At 43.5% G+C, this 18,643-nt stretch carries 16 protein-coding genes; 5 read left to right on the forward strand and 11 right to left on the reverse strand.

Annotated features, from left to right (window positions below):
• Positions 1 to 8: 8 nt before the first annotated feature.
• Both ABDK00_RS10755 and ABDK00_RS10760 read right to left on the reverse strand, forming a co-directional pair.
• Positions 9 to 2,294, reverse strand: coding sequence for a PAS domain S-box protein (locus tag ABDK00_RS10755; RefSeq protein WP_346239208.1), 2,286 nt, complete (start codon positions 2,292 to 2,294; stop codon positions 9 to 11).
• An 84-nt stretch (positions 2,295 to 2,378) separates the two neighbouring features.
• Entirely contained in the window at positions 2,379 to 3,548 is a 1,170-nt protein-coding gene (locus ABDK00_RS10760; protein ID WP_346239209.1) for an AIR synthase related protein, read from the reverse strand.
• A gap of 200 nt (positions 3,549 to 3,748) precedes the next feature.
• Here ABDK00_RS10760 and ABDK00_RS10765 point away from each other — a divergent pair, with 200 nt between their 5' ends.
• Genes ABDK00_RS10765 through ABDK00_RS10775 form a run of 3 tightly spaced genes read left to right on the forward strand, consistent with a single transcriptional unit; the run spans position 3,749 to position 5,820 of the window.
• Positions 3,749 to 4,690 (forward strand): bifunctional riboflavin kinase/FAD synthetase, encoded by a 942-nt coding sequence (locus ABDK00_RS10765; RefSeq protein ID WP_346239210.1) that lies wholly within the window; start codon positions 3,749 to 3,751, stop codon positions 4,688 to 4,690.
• Between the two features lie 60 nt (positions 4,691 to 4,750).
• Positions 4,751 to 5,041 carry an Asp-tRNA(Asn)/Glu-tRNA(Gln) amidotransferase subunit GatC gene (gatC, locus tag ABDK00_RS10770; RefSeq protein WP_346239211.1) on the forward strand — a complete coding sequence of 97 codons (291 nt, stop codon included), beginning with the start codon at positions 4,751 to 4,753 and terminating at the stop codon, positions 5,039 to 5,041.
• A gap of 56 nt (positions 5,042 to 5,097) precedes the next feature.
• Positions 5,098 to 5,820 (forward strand): ABC transporter ATP-binding protein, encoded by a 723-nt coding sequence (locus tag ABDK00_RS10775; protein WP_346239212.1) that lies wholly within the window; start codon positions 5,098 to 5,100, stop codon positions 5,818 to 5,820.
• Between the two features lie 56 nt (positions 5,821 to 5,876).
• On the opposite strand, the gene ABDK00_RS10780 is transcribed toward ABDK00_RS10775, so the two are convergent.
• The 8 genes from ABDK00_RS10780 to fucP form a co-directional block, all read right to left on the reverse strand.
• Positions 5,877 to 8,069, reverse strand: a complete 2,193-nt coding sequence (locus ABDK00_RS10780) for a hypothetical protein (protein WP_346239213.1) — start codon at positions 8,067 to 8,069, stop codon at positions 5,877 to 5,879.
• A gap of 303 nt (positions 8,070 to 8,372) precedes the next feature.
• The gene (locus ABDK00_RS10785) at positions 8,373 to 9,458 is read right to left on the reverse strand and encodes a hypothetical protein (RefSeq protein ID WP_346239214.1); all 1,086 of its coding nucleotides are present in this window, start codon (positions 9,456 to 9,458) and stop codon (positions 8,373 to 8,375) included.
• Between the two features lie 134 nt (positions 9,459 to 9,592).
• Complete coding sequence (locus ABDK00_RS10790; protein WP_425474800.1) at positions 9,593 to 9,763, reverse strand: helix-turn-helix domain-containing protein; 171 nt, start codon at positions 9,761 to 9,763, stop codon at positions 9,593 to 9,595.
• 2 nt (positions 9,764 to 9,765) lie between these two features.
• The gene (locus tag ABDK00_RS10795) at positions 9,766 to 10,461 is read right to left on the reverse strand and encodes a cupin domain-containing protein (RefSeq protein ID WP_346239215.1); all 696 of its coding nucleotides are present in this window, start codon (positions 10,459 to 10,461) and stop codon (positions 9,766 to 9,768) included.
• Between the two features lie 12 nt (positions 10,462 to 10,473).
• Entirely contained in the window at positions 10,474 to 11,268 is a 795-nt protein-coding gene (locus ABDK00_RS10800) for an SDR family oxidoreductase (protein ID WP_346239216.1), read from the reverse strand.
• A 63-nt stretch (positions 11,269 to 11,331) separates the two neighbouring features.
• Complete coding sequence (locus ABDK00_RS10805) at positions 11,332 to 12,531, reverse strand: UxaA family hydrolase (protein ID WP_346239217.1); 1,200 nt, start codon at positions 12,529 to 12,531, stop codon at positions 11,332 to 11,334.
• Positions 12,521 to 12,826, reverse strand: coding sequence for a UxaA family hydrolase (locus tag ABDK00_RS10810; protein ID WP_346239218.1), 306 nt, complete (start codon positions 12,824 to 12,826; stop codon positions 12,521 to 12,523). Before ABDK00_RS10810 ends, ABDK00_RS10805 begins: the two co-directional genes overlap by 11 nt.
• A gap of 32 nt (positions 12,827 to 12,858) precedes the next feature.
• Entirely contained in the window at positions 12,859 to 14,142 is a 1,284-nt protein-coding gene (gene fucP, locus ABDK00_RS10815; protein ID WP_346239219.1) for an L-fucose:H+ symporter permease, read from the reverse strand.
• 233 nt (positions 14,143 to 14,375) lie between these two features.
• Between fucP and ABDK00_RS10820 the strand changes: the two genes are divergently transcribed.
• The gene (locus tag ABDK00_RS10820) at positions 14,376 to 15,068 is read left to right on the forward strand and encodes an RraA family protein (protein WP_346239220.1); all 693 of its coding nucleotides are present in this window, start codon (positions 14,376 to 14,378) and stop codon (positions 15,066 to 15,068) included.
• Between the two features lie 96 nt (positions 15,069 to 15,164).
• Positions 15,165 to 16,577, forward strand: a complete 1,413-nt coding sequence (locus ABDK00_RS10825) for an alpha-L-fucosidase (protein WP_346239221.1) — start codon at positions 15,165 to 15,167, stop codon at positions 16,575 to 16,577.
• A 236-nt stretch (positions 16,578 to 16,813) separates the two neighbouring features.
• Here ABDK00_RS10825 and ABDK00_RS10830 read toward each other — a convergent pair whose 3' ends face one another.
• Positions 16,814 to 18,514, reverse strand: coding sequence for a hypothetical protein (locus tag ABDK00_RS10830; RefSeq protein ID WP_346239222.1), 1,701 nt, complete (start codon positions 18,512 to 18,514; stop codon positions 16,814 to 16,816).
• Between the last annotated feature and the right edge of the window lie 129 nt (positions 18,515 to 18,643).

Here is an 18,643-nt window from a genome sequence, read left to right on the forward strand (position 1 = left end):
GAAAGGTTTTATGGGTTGGATGCCAGCGTACTCGATGGCGCAAAAGTCACCATAAACGTCGATCCTTCATTCAGTTTACTCTCCACATTAATCTTTCCATTTAAAGACTCTATCTGTGTTTTTGTAAGGTAAAGTCCAACGCCTTTGCTGTCTGTGTTTTTGTGAAAAACCTGGCTCAACTTAAATATTTTCTTGCCAAACTTGTCCATATCGATTCCGAAGCCATTATCCTTTACTGATAATGTAACCTCCCCGTTGGCCTGCGTTCCGGTCTGGATCCAAATTTTCGAATCCGTGAAAGGGCTGCTATATTTAATGGCATTGCTAATCAGGTTATACAGAATACTTTCCAAATAAGGCTTAGGATATAAAATACGTTCTACCTCCAACGCTTTGTTTACCTGAATTCTCTTTTTATGAATATCGCCGGCGAGCATGCTAAGTACTGAGTCTATTGCTTCCTCAAACCCACAATCATCAAACGGCAGTTCTTTATTCAATCTGATTTCAGCAATGTTCAATAAAGTTTCGAGACTATTCGTCATCGCAATGCCGACCGTGTCGATCATGGAAACGAGCTCATCCAGCGTGAACGACTCGGCGAGTGTATAGGCTTCCTCAGGCTCTGTGGTTTTACCTACTTTCACATTCAACACTTTGGTCAGCAAGTTGATATTCTTCGCCGGACCGCGCAGATTGTGCCCGATCGCATGGCTGATTTCCTCAAGCTCCTTCACTTTCCCCAAGAGTTCCTCTTTAGCCTGATTTAACTCATTATTTTTGGTATGCAGTTGGTTGGTGAGATTTTTTCGGGCCGTGATATCGACAAATTGGGCTATGAAAAATTTGGGGTGGCCGGCAGCACTTCTTACTAAGGCTGTCGTCAGCGACACCCAAATCACCCGCCCATCTTTCGTGATGTATCGCTTTTCGACTTCATAGGATTCGATTTCGCGGCGTAGCATCCGCTCTTTTGCCTCTACATCGCGATCACGGTCTTCCGGATGGGTGATATCGGCAAAGTGCATATCCGCAAGTTCAGCCGGGCTATAACCCGTTATTCTGCATAAAGCGTCGTTTACTTTCTCCCATTTACCTGCGGGGCTAACGATTGCCATGCCGATGCCGGAAAGATTGAAATAAGTAGAAAAAATCTTTTCGCTAGTACGCAGGCCGCTTTCCGCTCTCAAGCGCTCGGTAATATCGTGGGCGAAGGCTATCACATATTTTTCGCCATCGGCATTGCTGAACAAATAATTTTTATACAAAAGATGTTTAATGCTTCCTTCCTTTGACAACATACGCAAAACACCTTCTGCGGTAGCGCTGTTGACGATAGCCGACAGGTATTCGAGCTGCACATCCTTCCGATATTTTTCAGGCACCAGATCCGCAATATTTCTGCCGATTAGCTCTTCCCTGCCGTACTGAAGCAATTCGCTTGCATAGGGGTTTACATTTAATATTTTTCCATTCAGATCGTGGGTGCAAATAAGCGCCACACTATGATCAAATAACACTTTATAGCGCTGCTTATCCTCCAGGTTAGCAATATCCTTCAATTTTCTTTCATGTATATCATTGTGGGTTCCGATAAACCGAAGCGGCTTTCCGTCTTCGGTGTAACTCGTCACCAGGCCACGGCTCAGTATCCAACGATAAGTACCATCTTTACATAAATATCTGATTTCAGAAATATAAGCAGGCGTATTACCCTTTATATGTTCCGCCATTAACCGGGTGGCGGCTTCCAAATCCTGCGGATGGATTTTAGCCCTCCATTCATCAGTAGTTCTGATTTCGTTTTCTGAATAACCGAATATTTCCTGCCATTTTGAAGAGAAAAAAATCTTGCCCGTTTGCAAGTTGGCATCCCAAATACCATCTCCTACTGCGTCGAGCGCGAGATGCCATTTATCTTCCACCACTTCATTGGTTTCAGTCCGTTCAATTAAGACCAAAACAAAATTGTCATCGTAAGGCGCCTTTAAAATTTTAATCGCAAATCGGAGTGTTGATTGCTCGAGAGGATGAATATAATCAACTGAATGCACTTCTGAAGAAGCAAATGCCTTTCTGATAGCAGCAACAGACTCGGCCGTAATGTTACCATTATTAATTTCAACGGACCTTTTCCCCAAATAAACTGCACGAGCTTCCTGTTCTTCAGCAGGATTTTTAGCCCATACATTCGTGATTACTTCTTCCCGAGAAACTTCAAAAATGAGATAGGCAAAACTCTTAAAGGCGTCGATTACTATTTCTTTTTTTGCACTGGTCAGGTCCGTAAGCATCGGTTATAATAAGGGCAACGTTTTTGATTTGAATTTAAAAATACGTCAAAAAATTAATTGAATCGTTCTTTTTAGCAAGAGCTGTTAAAACTTCAACACCTGCTCACCCAACTGAATCTCGAGCGACTGCTTTTCGGCCGCCTCTACCCTTCCTATCACCTGCGCATCGACGCCCATTTTTTTCGCGGCCTCAATAATGCTGGCAGCGTCGGCTTCTTCGGTATAAATCTCCAGCCGCGTACCCATGTTAAATACCTGGTACATTTCCCTATCATCGGCGCCGCTCGCTTCTTTAATAATGTCAAAAATCACGGGCGGTGCAAAAAGATTGTCTTTAATAATCTTTACATTTTGAGGCATATACTTCATGCATTTGGTTTGCCCACCGCCGCTGCAATGTATCAAACCTTTAATGGCGTCAAAATGGGCTTCCAGCAATACCTTCATCACGGGAGCAAAGGTTCTGGTTGGACTTAAGACCAATTTTCCCACCGTTTGCTCTTTGCCGTCGACGGTTATCTTGTCCGTAAGCCTGTGCTTACCAATATAAACCACGTCATCGCTCAACTTAGGCTCAAAGGTTTCCGGGAAGTTTTGAGCATAATATTTATGAAGCACATCATGGCGTGCGCTGGTGAGCCCATTGCTCGCCAAACCACTGTTGTAGTCGCTTTCGTAAGCCGCCTGTCCGAAGGACGCCAGCCCAACGATTACCTGGCCGGGCGCAATTTTTTCGTTTGTAATCAGTTTGTTTTTTGGCCACCTCGCCACCATCGTTCCGTTTACGGCAATGGTTCTAACCACATCCCCGACGTCGGCTGTTTCGCCACCCATAAAAGTGATGTTGACGCCAAGGGCTTTCATTTTATCAAAAAACTCCTGGCTGCCATTGATCACTTCGCTTAGCACTTCAGCGGGAATAAGGGTTTTATTCCGATCGATAGTTGAAGAAAACGCCAGCTGATCATAAATACCCACGCAAAGCAAATCGTCGAGGTTCATAACGATCGCATCCTGCGCGATGCCGCGCCACACGGTGGCGTCGCCGGTTTCTTTCCAGTATAAATACGCCAGAATACTTTTGGTGCCGGCGCCATCGGCATGCATAACATTCACCCAGTCAGCATCTCCCACTAAAACATCAGGATAAATCTTACAGAACGCATTTTCGAACAACCCCTTATCAAGTTGCTTTACCGCTTCATGCACTTCTTCTTTCTGGGCAGACACGCCTCTTTTCGAATATAAAGACATTTTATTTGTTTTTGGGCGGGCATTGCTGAACAATACCCTAAACGATTCATCCGGACCGGCCTCCTCCGGATCCATCTCAATCAATGAGTTTGAACCCGCGAAGATAAAAAATCAGTTTGATGTAAAGCCGCTTTATTATACATGGTGAATTGTTGGGTATATATGGACATTTCACCCTATCAACTTACTTTTGCGTTTTTATGCGAATTCATTATGATATCAATAAGCTGCCAGCATTTAAAAATGCTGTGATTACCATCGGCACCTTCGATGGCGTGCACGAGGGGCATAAGAAAATTATCAGCCAGCTTACACAAACCGCGACAGCAGCCGGCGGGGAATCGGTCATTATCACTTTTCATCCCCATCCAAGAAAGGTCGTTTCCTCTTCTATTCTTGGCATCCGGTTGATTAACACGCTTAGCGAAAAAACGGCCTTGCTGGAAGCACTCGGAGTGGATCATCTTGTCATCACGCCGTTTACCGAAGTTTTCGCGAATCAGGAGCCGGAAGCTTATCTTAAGGATTTTCTAATTAAAAAATTTCATCCCCATACGATCATTATTGGTTATGACCACCGGTTTGGCAAGAACCGCCGCGGCGATTATAAACTATTGGAAAACTTCCAGGGAACATACGGCTATCAGTTGAAGGAGATTCCCAAACATATCCTGGATCATATTGGTATCAGCTCAACTAAAGTTCGCGAAGCCATTTTAAGCGGCGACACTGCCACCGCAAGCCAATTGTTGGGTTACCATTTCTTTTTTGAAGGGGAAGTTGTGCACGGTGATAAATTGGGACGGGAATTAGGCTATCCAACCGCGAATCTTCAGGTGCAAAACGAAGAAAAAATCCTTCCGGGCGATGGCATTTATGCGGTTTACGCGTCCGTAAAACTGGAAAACGGTTCGTATGGGCCACTCCTGAAAGGTATGATGAGCGTGGGCTTCAGGCCCACCGTTGATGGCTCGAAAAGAGTGATCGAAGTGAATCTTTTTGATTTTCAGAATGATATTTATGGCCGGACGCTGCGCGTTTATGTGAAACGGTTCTTAAGGCCAGAGGAAAAATTCGACTCTCTAGAGGCATTAATTAAAAAAATTGATAACGATAAAGTCGAAAGCCTGAAAGTGCTTTAAGACATTTGGCCGAACCTGCTATACCCTTATTATTTAAAGGTTTTCAACTATTTTTGAAATATGGAAGTAAACGACGCACTGGTAGAGAAATTAGCACATCTTTCCAAACTCAATTTTACCGATAAGGAGAAAAAAGATATTGCCAAAGATCTTAGAGACATGATTGGCTTTGTAGATAAACTAAATGAACTCGATCTTTCTGACGTGGAACCTTTAATGCATATGAGCGACGAAATCAATGTGCTTCGCGACGACGAAGTGAAAGGCTCGGTGAGCCGGGAAGCGGCTTTAAAAAACGCGCCAGAAACAGATGGACAATTTTTCCTTGTTCCGAAAGTGATTAAAAAGTAAGGCTGCCGTCGCCTGGCAACATTCACACCCTTAGAAAAACGCACGAAAAAGAAGCCATGAACAACGAATTAAAGCGGGGCATTATACATATCGAACAATTGCGCAAAAGTTACTTTATGGGCCAGCAGGAACTGAAAGTATTAAAAGGCGTGTCGCTTGATATTCACAAAAACGAATACGTGTCTTTGATGGGGCCTTCGGGGAGCGGCAAAAGCACGTTGATGAATATTTTGGGCTGCCTCGACAGCCCCACCTCCGGTTCTTATATTCTGAACAACCAGGATGTAAGCAAGATGGCAGACAACGCCCTGGCAGAAGTGCGTAACAAAGAAATTGGGTTTGTATTTCAACAATTTAATTTGCTACCGCGTTTAACGGCGCTTGAAAACGTGGCGTTACCGCTTATTTATGCAGGTATGGCTAAAAATCTGCGGAACGAAAAAGCCATGCAGGTACTCGAAAAAGTGAATTTAACCGAGCGTAGCCACCATAAACCAAATGAGCTTAGCGGCGGGCAGTGTCAGCGTGTAGCTATTGCGCGTGCACTGGTAAACGACCCGTCGATTATTTTGGCCGATGAGCCGACCGGAAACCTGGACACGAAAACATCTTATGAAATCATGGACATCTTTGGCAAAATTCACAGCGGCGGCAACACCGTCGTCCTTGTGACGCACGAAGAAGATATCGCCCGCCACTCACATCGCATTATCCGCCTAAGAGATGGCGAAATTGAAACCGACGAAAAGGTGGAACAACCGACAATTGCGCACACATAACTAAAAACTTCTTTTTTTTAGATCTCGAACGCTTTTTATACTCGCGTCAAACTTGATCAATAACCCGGATTTTGCACCGTATTCGGATTATTAGCAACCTCCGACATTGGAATCGGAAGAAGCAATTTGTAGGAAGAGTTAGAAAGGTTGAGCTCTGATTCCGCCAGGTTATTTCTCTTTAGAAAATCAAAATATGAGAAGTCACTAGGCAATTCGCTCTTCCACACTTCCTTTAATGTCTGAATATCAATAGTTGAAGAGGCATTAAATTTTGGCAACCTGGACCGACCTGTCTCAATTTGATTTAAAAATTGAATTAACTTATCTTTTTTATTTAAGTATAAGGCACACTCAGAAGCAAGCATATATGTTTCTGTAAGCCTTATGACCGGTATAACAGCAGCGTTTGTATGAATCCTTTTGTACTCACTGGGATTCTCAATGTAAAGAGAATATATTAATTCGGAGTTACCATTTAGAAAAACATCCTCGGCCCTTATCGACAATGCGTATCTTTTAGAGTTTATTATATTTTCGAGCAAAACAAGCGCTTCAGAATAGTCCCTCTGATTTATTAAAACCTTAGCCAGCATATGGGAAGGGATATCCATAGAGTTAGGTAGCCCGATATTGCTTTTTTGGGAGGCTAGTTGGGATCTGCATTCAGCAAAAGACGCTTTGAGTTGCTGAAGCATTTCAAATTGTGAAATCTGCTTCGGAATTTCATTGATATCGACTCCGATCACCTTTGTAACATAATGCACGTTACCCCATAATATCATCATCTGATAATACAATATTGAACGTAATGCGAGCAGGTTTGCTCTTAATCCAGACGGGAACCTGTCGTTTCCGACCTCTAAAAGTTGGTTTATTATTCGAATCGCCTGGTAAGGACTGGTGAACATTTGACCGACTTTAGAGGTGTTGGGCGTTATGGCTTTTTGGTAGAATTCATTCCATCCAGCTAAATTGAAAGATTGAGTGTAAACAGCTTCTGCTGTGTAGTTCAAGTCTAAAGTTTTGTAAACCGACCGCAGCATTCCGCTAAGATAAGCTCCCAAGGTCCCCTGCGGAGGTCTGTTAATATCTCCTTCCTGTCGAATAACAATAGAAGCCTTAACCTGATTATCGTAACTGCTAATGGAGATAACCTTATCACCCATCACCATACCAGAGCTGGGCGCAATATTTAAGGCCAGTTCATTGTCGGTCATCGATTGCTGTGTAATGGAAATATCAGTATACATATCGCTGAAGAAATTGTCTTCTAAAGACTTATCCTGGTATTCTTTGTAAGGAATGTTCGAGTTGATTTTCACTTTATAAATTCCACCTTCTTTCACTACTTTCAAGGTGTCCAATTCAAACTTCAAAATAGGGTCTTCGCCTATATTCCCTAATTCGTTGCCAGCTATTCCATCATTGTTCCAATCAACAAAGCGACTCAAGTTTACAAGCTGAAGCTCCTTATTTAGGGAAGCATAGCGCGCATGAAGTTTCTGTTCGATACGCGCGTAATCCAGATTAACACTTGTTTCCCATAACTGTTTTTTTATCTCTGCGGTGACCGTTCCGTCTGCTTTAAACTGATTTGCAATGGAAAATACAAATTCCGTGAACTGTGCAGGCGACCTTCCATCGAGCAAGATCGACGATACTACAATTTGAGATGAAGCCTCAGCAGTTCCGGAGGTGATAGTAAATGAGTTAAATCTTTTAGTACTATATTCCTGAAGCCCAAATATTGAAAAAAGTTCGTTTTGCGCCTTTTCGCGGGCTTTGACAAACATGAGCTGATCTTTTTCCATGAGCCTTTCAATCCGACTTTTTGTAATATGCGTTAGAATATTGACATTGATATCTCCTTCTTCGGACAAATCTGCCAAACTTGTCAGAGTAATCGGCCCCGACGATAGCTCGCCCAAAACCTCATCGTAAAAATACCCGTCTGCAATTATCTCAACAAGCGATGATTTCAGTTCAAGATTGTTGATAGAGAAACTTCCTTCGTCGTCTACTATGGCCGTGTGAAAAACTTTACCTGTAGGCGTCAGGTCTTTGTCTAACTCCTGAATGGTCAACTTAGTTCCCTTAATGAAGGGGCCTTTTTCGACCTTACCTTTAATGTTATATTTCTTTGCTATACCCTGAGGTTCGCCCGTTTCCTTTTTACAAGCAAATAGGAAACTCGAAGTAAGCACAATTGCTATTATTCTCGGTAGCAGTTTAGTTAAAAAAAAATTCATACAATCAGCAGCTTTTAGTTGTTAAGGTAAATAAAGATACCAAATTGATCAATACGTACAGCCGGCCCTTTAAACTTTACTTTATCAGACCTAGATATCATACTTTTGGATTCATTGAAATATCCAATTGGGACGATAGCGCAACTCCCGGGCATTTGAAAATAAATATATAAGCTAATCCGCGCTAAAACACTTCCAATTTCTGCTAGATGCGCATCTGATGCTCAATCCCTATTTACAGCATCACAGCTTCCTTTTTTTCGAATCAAACAGCCCACGATAAGCGAACGTATCGCCCAGGCGCTACTCACTTTCAACATCCAATATCCTGGTTGCAACAGGATGATTGGCGGTGAACGTAAAACCAAGCAAATGCGCCAGCGTTTGCGCAAACTGGTCCTGGTAATAAACGCCGGCCTTTTTTATTTCACCTTTCCGTGTTATTCCGGCGCCAATTATGGCGAACCAAATTTCGTTAGCATGCGGTGTTTGAGCACCATGCGACACCCACTGCTCCTCATATCCTCGTCCATGATCTACCGTGATGAACATGACCGTGTTGTTTTTATACTGCGGCAGGCTTTGCACATATTGCCATAGGTCCTGAATCATATTATCAAACTCCAGTATCTTTTCCAGATATTTTGGATAGCTGCCGTCGTGGGCCATATCATCTGTCCAGGCAAAACCAATACTTAACGCCCGCGGCTGATGAAGCCTCACATATTCCTTGGCGTGTAAATAAGTGATATAATCGGGCCTTGAGCTCTCTTTCGCATGATATAGCTGCTGCAAATTGTTAAGTGTTTTTTGAAGTGGACTCAAAGCGTCGCCCTTGACATCAAGGTAACCTCCATTAATTAAAAAATCATTTTCCTCTGCATTTAAATATCCCAAGGCTCTATCCCAGGAAGCAAATGACGCCACCTTGTTTTTAAACCCCGGCTGCTTATTTAAAAAAGCGAACAGGTTTATATTTTTATTGTAGGATAACTCATTGCTAACGATCGCCGGATCTGCATAACCGGTAAAAATTTCCGCATAGCCGGGATTGGAGATGCTTGTTTTGTTTCGCACATACACGTCGCTGCCAAAATTTTTATTGCCATAAATGCGGCCTTCCTTTTCTATAGTCGACCACATAAATGGCATGAGTTTCTTTCTGCGTTCTCGGGGATCCAGATGCCAAAACCGTCCCGACAATCGTTTAAACTCTGTCTTTTTGAATTTTTCGTTGAAAAGAATCGCTGAATCCGCGCCGCCAAAAACTTCGTTCCAACGGCAGCCGTCGATCGTGATGACAATGACATTTTCAGGGCTTTTGGCGGTCTGAGAAAATACCGGAGACATGAGCAGCATGCCTAGCAAAAGCAATAGATATGGCTTCATAACAAAAAATTTAGCAGACGAATACACTTCAATATACTATTTTATAACGAAGCGGCTCTTGTATCAAAAAAATTTGCAACATGCCCGCATTCCACCATCCGGCTTCTCTGCTTTTCTGAGCCAGCGCCTAGCTATTATATCATTCGGCGCCGATACATCAAAGGTGTTGTTCCGACAATTTGTTTAAAGCTTCGGTTAAAGTTGGAGATATTGGTATACCCCACTTTTCGGGCGATAAGTTCGATGCTCTCCTCCGTTGTTTGAAGCAACTGGCAGGCGCGGCTTATACGTATTTCAGAAAGCATCGCTATGAGTGTTCGCCCGGTTTTTCGTTTAAAAAACGGCAAAAGGCATTCCTGTTCATATGTACGATAGCGGCTATCTGATCTAAAGTAATGGGTTTCTTATAATTTTTTGCAAGGTAGTCTAATACGCTGTTGATTCTGAAATGGTCTTTCTCATTTGCATCTTTCACCTCGGCATAATATCCAAAACTTACCAGGGAGATATATTCCTTTGAAATAGAGATGAGATATAAAATGGAAAGCAACTGAATGATGCGTTGGGTTTCGTCCATCTTCGGCATTTCGCGCATCAGTACGCTAACCCTAGCCTTTAAGTCGCCCCGAAGTTTAATGCCTTTAGCCGCAGTCTTGTGAATAAGCGTTTTTATTAATTTCATCTCCTCTCTTTCGCTAAACTCAGTACCTACAAAATCAGGCAGAAATTTAACAACAATAGCCTGCACTTTTCTTTGACTATTTTTCTGATAATAGCTATTGTCGCTACGCCAAAAATGGGGCAGATTGCTTCCCACTAAAACCAGGTCGCCCTCGGCAAAATTTTCTACGTTGTCCCCCACGAAACGTTGTCCGTCGCCCCGAACGATTAGCGTCAGCTCTAATTCGGGGTGATAATGCCAGGGGTTGTAAAAATAGTCATACTCCTTATCATCAAAATCAATTACAGCATCGTGTCTTTTTCGTACTAAAACAGGTTTCATAAGCTTGCGTTCTTACTCACTAAATTTGCCAATAGCCCGGTCCAGATGAACATATCCGCCATCAACATGAATGAGCTGGCCAGTAGTGTGGCTCGATCTGTCAGACAGTAAAAAGCTCACCATGTCAGCTATTTCCCGGGAGCTTGTCATTCGTTTTTCAAACGGAATCAAATCCGTAATTTCTTTCATTTTGGCTGTCGGATCGGGGTAAGATTTCAACCATTTCTCATAGTTGGGTGTCAGGCATTCCGCGACTACCACCGCGTTTACGCGTATCCCGTATTTGGATAGTTCTACTGCCCATTCCCGCGTCAGGGCATTGCGACCTCCATTGGCCGCCGCATACGCAGAAGTGCCGCCCTGCCCCGTTTCGGCTGTTTTGGAACTGATATTTACTATTGGCCCTTTGCTTATTTTTAGAAAAGGTAAACAATGATGCGCCAGCAAATAATAGTGCACCAGATTTTTATGGAGCGAATTTATAAATTGGGCGTAGCCGCCATGTTCTAAATTAATACCATCATTCACCCCTGCATTATTGACCAGCCCGTCAATTCGTTCAAAACGGGCGACAATTTCGTCGACTGCCCTCCGGCATTCGTCAGGTTCAGAAAGTTCAGCGCAGACTGCAAACGCCTGCCCGCCGCAGTCTACTATTTTTTTTACATGTGCTGTATTATCGGTTTCGTTCCTGCCTATAATGGCCACCGTCGCTCCTTCTTCCGCCAACACAAGAGAGATAGCGCTTCCGATTCCTTTTGCGCCGCCGCTTATAATGATCACGTTGTCTTTTAACCTTAAATCCATTTGGTATGTTTTGTTTCTATTACTACAATTTGTCGAGGTGAAAGCCTCCTGCTTACGAATGCTTTACTTCGGGAGACAGGCAGGACCGATGGGTTCAAAAGTCTGATATGTCAGCACAAATTCCTGGTGGCCCAGCTTTTCTGATTTTGTCTTTTTTCCGCAGGCTACGGCTGCTACCAAAGACACTATTTCATCACCTACGTCGTCAATCGTTGCACTACCTTCCAAAATCCTCCCCGCATTGATATCCATATCGCCCGACATGCGTCGATAAGTATCTGGATTGGCGCAAATCTTTATTACTGGCGAAACAGCGGCGCCCACCACGGATCCCCGGCCCGTTGTAAAGAGAATCAGATGGCAGCCACTGGCAATCATTTCCACAATCTCTGAAGAGTCGTTAATATTGGGAAAACCAAACACCGGATCGCCGTCAGAAACGACATCCATTAAATATAAGCCGGAACGCGGAGGTCGATCACCAGGTTTAATTAAACCGCTTATTGGAAGGTTGCCGCTTTTACAATATGCTCCCATTGATTTTTCTTCAATCGTAGAAAGTCCTCCTTCTGCATTCCCGGGTGCAAAACTTCCATGTCCCATTTTAGAATAATACGCAGCCGCTTTTTCTACGGCATTTCTCAGCTCGGTCGCTAATGCCGGAGTTGGCGCACGGCGACTCATTATGTCTTCGAGGCCGATCATTTCGCCGGTTTCTTCAAACATACAAATGGCGCCTTTTTGAACTAAACGATCAAAAGCCCTGCCGACTGAAGGATTAGCCGTAATACCGCTGGTTGCATCGCTGCCACCGCACACCGTTCCGATAATTAAGTCATCAAAGTTTATACTTACCCGCTGCACAGTATCGAGTACTGTCAGCGCCTCTGCGACCCAGGTTCGACCGCTTTCCACTGCTCCAGGAGTACCTCCCGCCTCCTGAATAACGATCGTATGCACCGGCCTTCCCGTTTCAGCGATATGGCATTCGAGTTGGCTTCGGTTAAAACTCTCACAACCCAATGACACTAATAACACCGCACCAACATTGGCATGAGTGCAGACGGCATTGATTATTTTATCCGCGTGTTTATTGGGGTAACATCCCGAAAAGCCAACTACTTGTACGTCCTGTTCATCAAAAGCCTTCGCAATTTGCTGGCTTACATGATGCGCGCATTCCACCAGGTAAACAACCAATAGTACATTTCGGATGCCCTTTGTTCCGTCGGCCCTTAGATATCCGCTTACATTATTTTCCATCTTTAAATTGATTATTTCGTGTAACTGTCAGGATATAATCGCTTTTCATATTGTGCAAATGCACATGTTCTCCAACAAGGATCTTTCGAATACTGGATCCTATGGGCACACCGTATTTAATAATCAACGCTCCTGCAGCTATCGTTCGCGCTGCAATCTTATGCCCTAAGCCAATAGGCAAACTGTAGACGACTTCCTGGCCCTCAAATTGTTCAACGTCGCCCGCTTCAATACCTGAACGAACTATCAATACATTATCTTCCGGATGAATTTTAATTAATTTCGTTTTTTCCATATTACAATCCATTGTTTAAACAACAGTATTTTTTAATGCATCTTAGAACCGAACGCAGCGTAATAACCAATATACAAATAACAAAGCAACGGAACAATCATAGCCCAAGCCATGCTGTCTAAATGCTCGGCGACAAAGCCCATGACCGGCGGAAAAAATGCTCCCCCCACGATTGCCATCACCATAATTGAACCAGCAATTTTAGTGTTAGCGCCTAACCCGCGAATGCTTAATGCAAAATTCGTCGGGTACATCAACGACATAAAAAAGCTGGTAAAAAATATACACCACGCTCCTACCAACCCCGGGTTGGCGACCGCTACAGCTACCAACCCAACATTGATAAGACTAAATAGGGCCATCAGCGGCTCTGGCCTGAAGTATTTCATCAAATAAGTAGCAGTAAATCGTCCCACGCCAAATGCAACCAAAGTCCCGGTAAGAAAATAGCCGCCTGTTTTCTCCGAATAGCCCGTGTAATCCTGAACATACTGAATGAAAAAGCTCCAGGTGCCTATTTGCGCGCCACAATAAAAAAATTGAGACAATACGCCTCTATAAAAATAGGGGTACTTTAAAAGCGCTTTTGCGCTCGCCTGCTTTGCGTTTTCGGAAAAGCCTTCTTCTCTTAATTTCGGAAACTTAGTCAGCAAAATAAAAACCATCCATAACAATGAAAAAATGGAAAGTACAATGTATGGTGTCACCACCCGCATGGTTTCCTCATCCAGGTAATCCTGATAATTGCCAGCCAGCTTCATAGCGGCTATTTTATCGGCATCATGCTCTATGCCTGAAAAAATAAATACGGTTCCAACTAAAACTCCAAGTATCGCCCCAATCGGATTAAAAGCCTGCGAAAAATTCAGTCGTCTTTCAGCCGATTGCGGGCGTCCCATTTCTACGATAAAAATATTGGCACCGGTTTCCAGGAATGTCAACCCGGAAGCGATAATAAATAAAGCGAGCAAAAATAGATTGTATGCTCCGGCCAGGGCAGCAGGCCAAAACAGAAAACAACCGACAGCAAAAAGAAAAAGCCCTAAAACCAATCCCACCTTATAAGAATAGCGTTTCATAATCAGGCCTGAGGGAATAGCCAATAAAAAATACCCCATATAAAAAGCAGACTGAATGAAGCCAGCCTGGAATCTGGATAGTTCAAACGATTTCATAAACTGCTTAATTAAAATATCATTCAGGTTGTTGGGAATACCCCAAATAAGGAATAGCATCGTAACCAAAGTAAAAGGGACAAAATTCGCCGCCGGTATAAAACCGAGATGTTCTTTCTGTTGATTTGTTGGAGCTGACATAAATGATAATATTTTAGCAAAGCATCCCCTGTGCGAGCAATAGCAATAACCAAATATAGTTGTTACATACGAAAGCGTTGAGGATAAAAACAAAATATTTCTCTACGATCAAAAAAGCTAATATTTCATTATAATGTATCAATATATTATGAGAACTATCTTCGATTTTTGATTTGCTTTGTATTTATTTTCCGGTCGTCAGCTTCTTGACGAAACTTTAAAATCAATAAACTATGAAATCATGGCAAAACGATGACGAATTATTTGAAATTGCAAAAACAGAGCTCTTTCCCGCCCTGGTGGGTGATATTCTTGATCGGATGGGCAGATTAAACCAATTTTTGCATCCAGAAATTAAGCCAATTGCAGGTCATATGGTTTTGATCGGGCGCGCTTATACGGTGCTTGAAGCGGATCTTAGCGAAGCAGTCGCTATCCCGTCGAGCAACCCAGCCTTAAATAAACCCTTCGGCTTAATGTTTGAAGCGCTTGATAATATGAAACCCAATGACGTCTACACTTGCACAGGAGCCACGTCCGCATACGCTTTGTGGGGTGGATTAATGAGTACAAGAGCGTTGCAACTTAAAGCTGCGGGAGCGCTCGTCAACGGGTATTCCCGAGATACAAACGAGTTATTAAATCTTAACTTTCCCACTTTTTCAAAAGGCACCTATGCCCAGGACCAGGGGTCGAGAGGCCGCGTTATCGCTTATGGCATTCCGATTACCATTAATGGTGTCACTATCAATATGGGCGACATCATCTTTGGAGACAGGGATGGCGTAGTGGTCGTACCCCAAAACATTGCAGATGAAGCCTTCTCCAAGGCCATAGAAAAATCAAGAGGAGAAAAATTAGTGAAGAAGGCGCTTGAAAAAGGCATGAGTACGGTCGATGCTTTTGATAAATTCGGAATTATGTAATACAATCGACCTAAGGGCCGGCTCAATCTTAGAAGGCCTGCTTCATGCGAAAAGCAGGAAACCTGATATAACTTTTGCAAATCCAAAACCAATCGAATGAAACAACTAACGATTTCTCTGTTTTTTTTTACGATGTGCATACAATTAGCAGCACAATGGTCTGTTAGAGGCCATGGAGAAGAGAAAAACACCGCATGGTATCTGTTTCAGAAATTCACACCCGAAGCATGGGATGCCAGCAATTTCGCTTCTTCCGAAGATATGAGATGGTTTAAAGAGGCCCGGTACGGCATGTTTATCCATTTTGGCCTTTCCACTTATATCGGCAAAGACCTGAGCTGGGGTATGTGTTATACGCGGAAAGCTCCAGACCAGGGCCACGGTCCCATAGCCGATTCTGTTTGGGTAAAATATCCCGACTACTTCAGGCTTCCCAATTTCGACGCAAAAGAATGGGTGCGCATCGCCCAAAAAGCGGGCATGAAATATATCGTCACCATCGCCAAACATCATGACGGTTTTCATTTATGGGATACCAAATATTCTGATTTCAAAGTAACCAATACGCCATTTGGCCGCGACTATTTAAAAGAAATTGCAGACGCCTGCCATGAAGCAGGAATGAAATTCGGCATTTACTATTCCCAGCGAGACTGGTATCATCCCGATTACGCCCCTGTTGACACCAGCGCTGCCGAGCGTGTAAGCGGCCCTCCGTTTTATAAATCAAAAACGGGAGGCGCAGCAGTTAAACCCGCGCCACGCCATCAAAAATACATCGACTATCAATTTAATGCTGTCAGAGAGTTGTGTACCAATTATGGCAAGGTGGATATATTTTGGTTCGACGCCTGCTGGTGGGGCGGCATGTTTACGGCCAATATGTGGGATGCCGAACGGCTAACCCGAATGATCAGGACGCTACAGCCCGGCATTATCATCAACAACCGGGCTTCGCTACCCGGGGATTTTGATACACCTGAGCAAAAGATTGGCATGCATCAACTGCGGCCCTGGGAAAGCTGTGTGACGCTTTGCGACTCCTGGTCCTGGTCCAACACGCCGGTCAAATCGAAGGAAAAATTGATTGAAATGCTTACCGCAACGGCCTGCGGTAACGGAAACATGCTACTGAGTTGGGGGCCTAAATGGGAAGGCATGTTTGATCCGGCACAGGTAAACAGACTGGAAGAAGTCGGTGCATGGCTGAAAGATTTTGGACACACCATTTATAACACGAAAGGCGGACCCTGGAAACCAGAAGCCTGGGGTGGCAGTACTTATCGCGAAAACAAAGTCTTTGTGCACATAACCGGAGACCAGACCCGAACGATCCAACTACCTGCCATTGACAATAAAATCAGACAAATAAAAACCTTGACAGGAGGGCGCGCTCGATTCACACAAAATAAAAACGCTGTGCAAATTGACCTTTCTGATATAACCAAGGCCCACGAATCGATAATACTGGAGCTGGATTTTGAAAAAAACATAGCCGCTGCGCTGTGACAAAAGGGAAATGCCGCGCGATATATTTATCGCTGTCCAGAATCAAACGCTACCTTCAAGGATTAAAGCAAAAAATCATTTAAGCAGAGATGTTCTATATGCTTCTCATATCGGAAGTTTGAGGAAGCATCGCTGTCCGGCTAGGCTGATTGACCGGTGCTGACATCGACTACCGGTGGTTTAAAAGTTTTGCTAAAAAAAATTGTATTAACGTAAAAAGTTCTTCGGCCGCAGGGCTATTCCATGTCGACTTTATAAGTATTAGAGTACTTTATATCGCCGTTTTTATCAATTTGAGCTACCCTTACAAAAACATGTTTTTGTTCCCCCAGCTTTATAGGTGCATCGTTTTTCTGACAGGAAAAGGAAAATAGTGTTACTCCAAAAATTAAAGCAACAATTAGTCTCCTTTTTCGGCACGCACCCATCACACCGGTAAAGAAGAGAGCCATCAAACCGCCCCATCCCAACAATGGTGAAAAGTCGCTGAGCTCCATGTTAAACTCATAATCCAAAGTTAAATTTGAGTATCCGTCAGACGCTTTCGAAAAAACGGTACCAACTTTTGAAAAGTGCTCACCGTCGACAGATAATTGCATTTCAAACCTACTATTGTTATTTTCCGACAGCGTTTGCCATCTTATAAGTAAAATACCGTCCTTTACCGATGCATCAATGGCTCCAAAATTCACCGGCAAAGCACTGGCGCAATCACTCGAAAATGTTTTCCACAAATCATCTGGCGGAACAACGCCACCCGCTGAAGTAAGCCCGTCGTCAGTGGCATTGTCTTGAGTAAAACCGGTCGTATTAGCACCTGATGAAATACGGGCTTCTTGCGAATCAGGACATCCGTCGCCGTCGCTATTCAGGTCCAGATAATCAGGTGTCGTATCGGGCATTGACGTTGATGCATCAGAATTCACTGGTGTAAACTGCTGAGCAGGGCTACCCGTTTTGCAGCCACTCGTTGGGTTTGTAACGTCTGACCCGGCATCATAGGATAGGCGACTGTTTACCAAAGACAAATTCCTGTTACCACTTGCTTCTATCGCATCGGGAATTCCATCATTGTCACTGTCAAGATCTAATTGATTCGGCACTCCATCGCCGTCTGTGTCTTCAGGAGCACAAACATTAAACCGGAACGTAGCGCCGTTGTTGTCTTTCGTGCTTCTATTAACTAAAGTCCAGCGAAATTGACTACCATAATATTTTATATAAAAGGCGCCATTGGACGCGGCATTCGCGCTTATGGTATTTGTTCCATCATTAAATTGATAGGCGCTTTTCCCGGCTTGTAAATTAGCAGTATTAATTCTTATTGAAAGCCGACCATTAATCGAACTTCTGTAATAAGTGCCGCCCATGAAAGTTCCCGCACCATCCGTTTGAACCAAAAGCTGATTTAACGGATCGTAGACTTCCACAAACCCTCCGGCCTCAGCTATAAAAATATCATCTTCGTCTGTAGTAAAGAAATAGTTACCCCGGCTGGGGATGCCAATAGACACTTCGACGCTTTGTGTAAAGCTAAACCTGTGAGAACTATAATGCGGAACAGATGCGGTAGACGTCGTTACAATCATGCTGAGTTCGCCGTTTGAAAGACCGACAGGCGATGCATCTGTTTTAAAAGCAGGGTCAAAGATTGTACTCGACATGCTTGTAAAACCTGTTGTCCCCAGTTGCCTATTGGTGAACACTCCACTGGAAGGAAAGTTAACAGCACTGCATGCACGTTCGATATTGTCAGCAATGCCGTCATTATCTTCATCAACATCAATACTATTGGGAACACCATCGTTATCAGCATCCGGATCCGTAGCACTTACAATAGGACAACTTGCAGTTTGACCCCAAGACGGCTTCCCGACGCTTCCGACAAAAAAAATAATAAATAACGCACTAACAACTGGTTTAAAGAGACCTTTCATGCAACAATAAATTAATAGCGGCTGACGAATTGAAAATGATTTGTCAGTTTTGCTACAAAAATGTTTTAATTGGGTCTCAGCGGTTCATAATTTCGACGAAGAATAGAAATTATTCGATGAAAGAGCATA

Origin of the sequence: Niabella insulisoli (genome assembly GCF_039652435.2) — a bacterium.
Classification (GTDB): Bacteria; Bacteroidota; Bacteroidia; order Chitinophagales; family Chitinophagaceae; genus Niabella; species Niabella insulamsoli.

What these genes read in the sequence shown, in the direction of transcription:
- ABDK00_RS10755 (WP_346239208.1), bottom strand. Translation starts at nt 2,294, where the DNA reads ATGCTTACGGACCTGACCAGTGCAAAAAAAGAAATAGTAATCGACGCC.
- ABDK00_RS10760 (WP_346239209.1), bottom strand. Translation starts at nt 3,548, where the DNA reads ATGTCTTTATATTCGAAAAGAGGCGTGTCTGCCCAGAAAGAAGAAGTG.
- ABDK00_RS10765 (WP_346239210.1), top strand. Translation starts at nt 3,749, where the DNA reads ATGCGAATTCATTATGATATCAATAAGCTGCCAGCATTTAAAAATGCT.
- gatC (WP_346239211.1), top strand. Translation starts at nt 4,751, where the DNA reads ATGGAAGTAAACGACGCACTGGTAGAGAAATTAGCACATCTTTCCAAA.
- ABDK00_RS10775 (WP_346239212.1), top strand. Translation starts at nt 5,098, where the DNA reads ATGAACAACGAATTAAAGCGGGGCATTATACATATCGAACAATTGCGC.
- ABDK00_RS10780 (WP_346239213.1), bottom strand. Translation starts at nt 8,069, where the DNA reads ATGAATTTTTTTTTAACTAAACTGCTACCGAGAATAATAGCAATTGTG.
- ABDK00_RS10785 (WP_346239214.1), bottom strand. Translation starts at nt 9,458, where the DNA reads ATGAAGCCATATCTATTGCTTTTGCTAGGCATGCTGCTCATGTCTCCG.
- ABDK00_RS10790 (WP_425474800.1), bottom strand. Translation starts at nt 9,763, where the DNA reads ATGCTTTCTGAAATACGTATAAGCCGCGCCTGCCAGTTGCTTCAAACA.
- ABDK00_RS10795 (WP_346239215.1), bottom strand. Translation starts at nt 10,461, where the DNA reads ATGAAACCTGTTTTAGTACGAAAAAGACACGATGCTGTAATTGATTTT.
- ABDK00_RS10800 (WP_346239216.1), bottom strand. Translation starts at nt 11,268, where the DNA reads ATGGATTTAAGGTTAAAAGACAACGTGATCATTATAAGCGGCGGCGCA.
- ABDK00_RS10805 (WP_346239217.1), bottom strand. Translation starts at nt 12,531, where the DNA reads ATGGAAAATAATGTAAGCGGATATCTAAGGGCCGACGGAACAAAGGGC.
- ABDK00_RS10810 (WP_346239218.1), bottom strand. Translation starts at nt 12,826, where the DNA reads ATGGAAAAAACGAAATTAATTAAAATTCATCCGGAAGATAATGTATTG.
- fucP (WP_346239219.1), bottom strand. Translation starts at nt 14,142, where the DNA reads ATGTCAGCTCCAACAAATCAACAGAAAGAACATCTCGGTTTTATACCG.
- ABDK00_RS10820 (WP_346239220.1), top strand. Translation starts at nt 14,376, where the DNA reads ATGAAATCATGGCAAAACGATGACGAATTATTTGAAATTGCAAAAACA.
- ABDK00_RS10825 (WP_346239221.1), top strand. Translation starts at nt 15,165, where the DNA reads ATGAAACAACTAACGATTTCTCTGTTTTTTTTTACGATGTGCATACAA.
- ABDK00_RS10830 (WP_346239222.1), bottom strand. Translation starts at nt 18,514, where the DNA reads ATGAAAGGTCTCTTTAAACCAGTTGTTAGTGCGTTATTTATTATTTTT.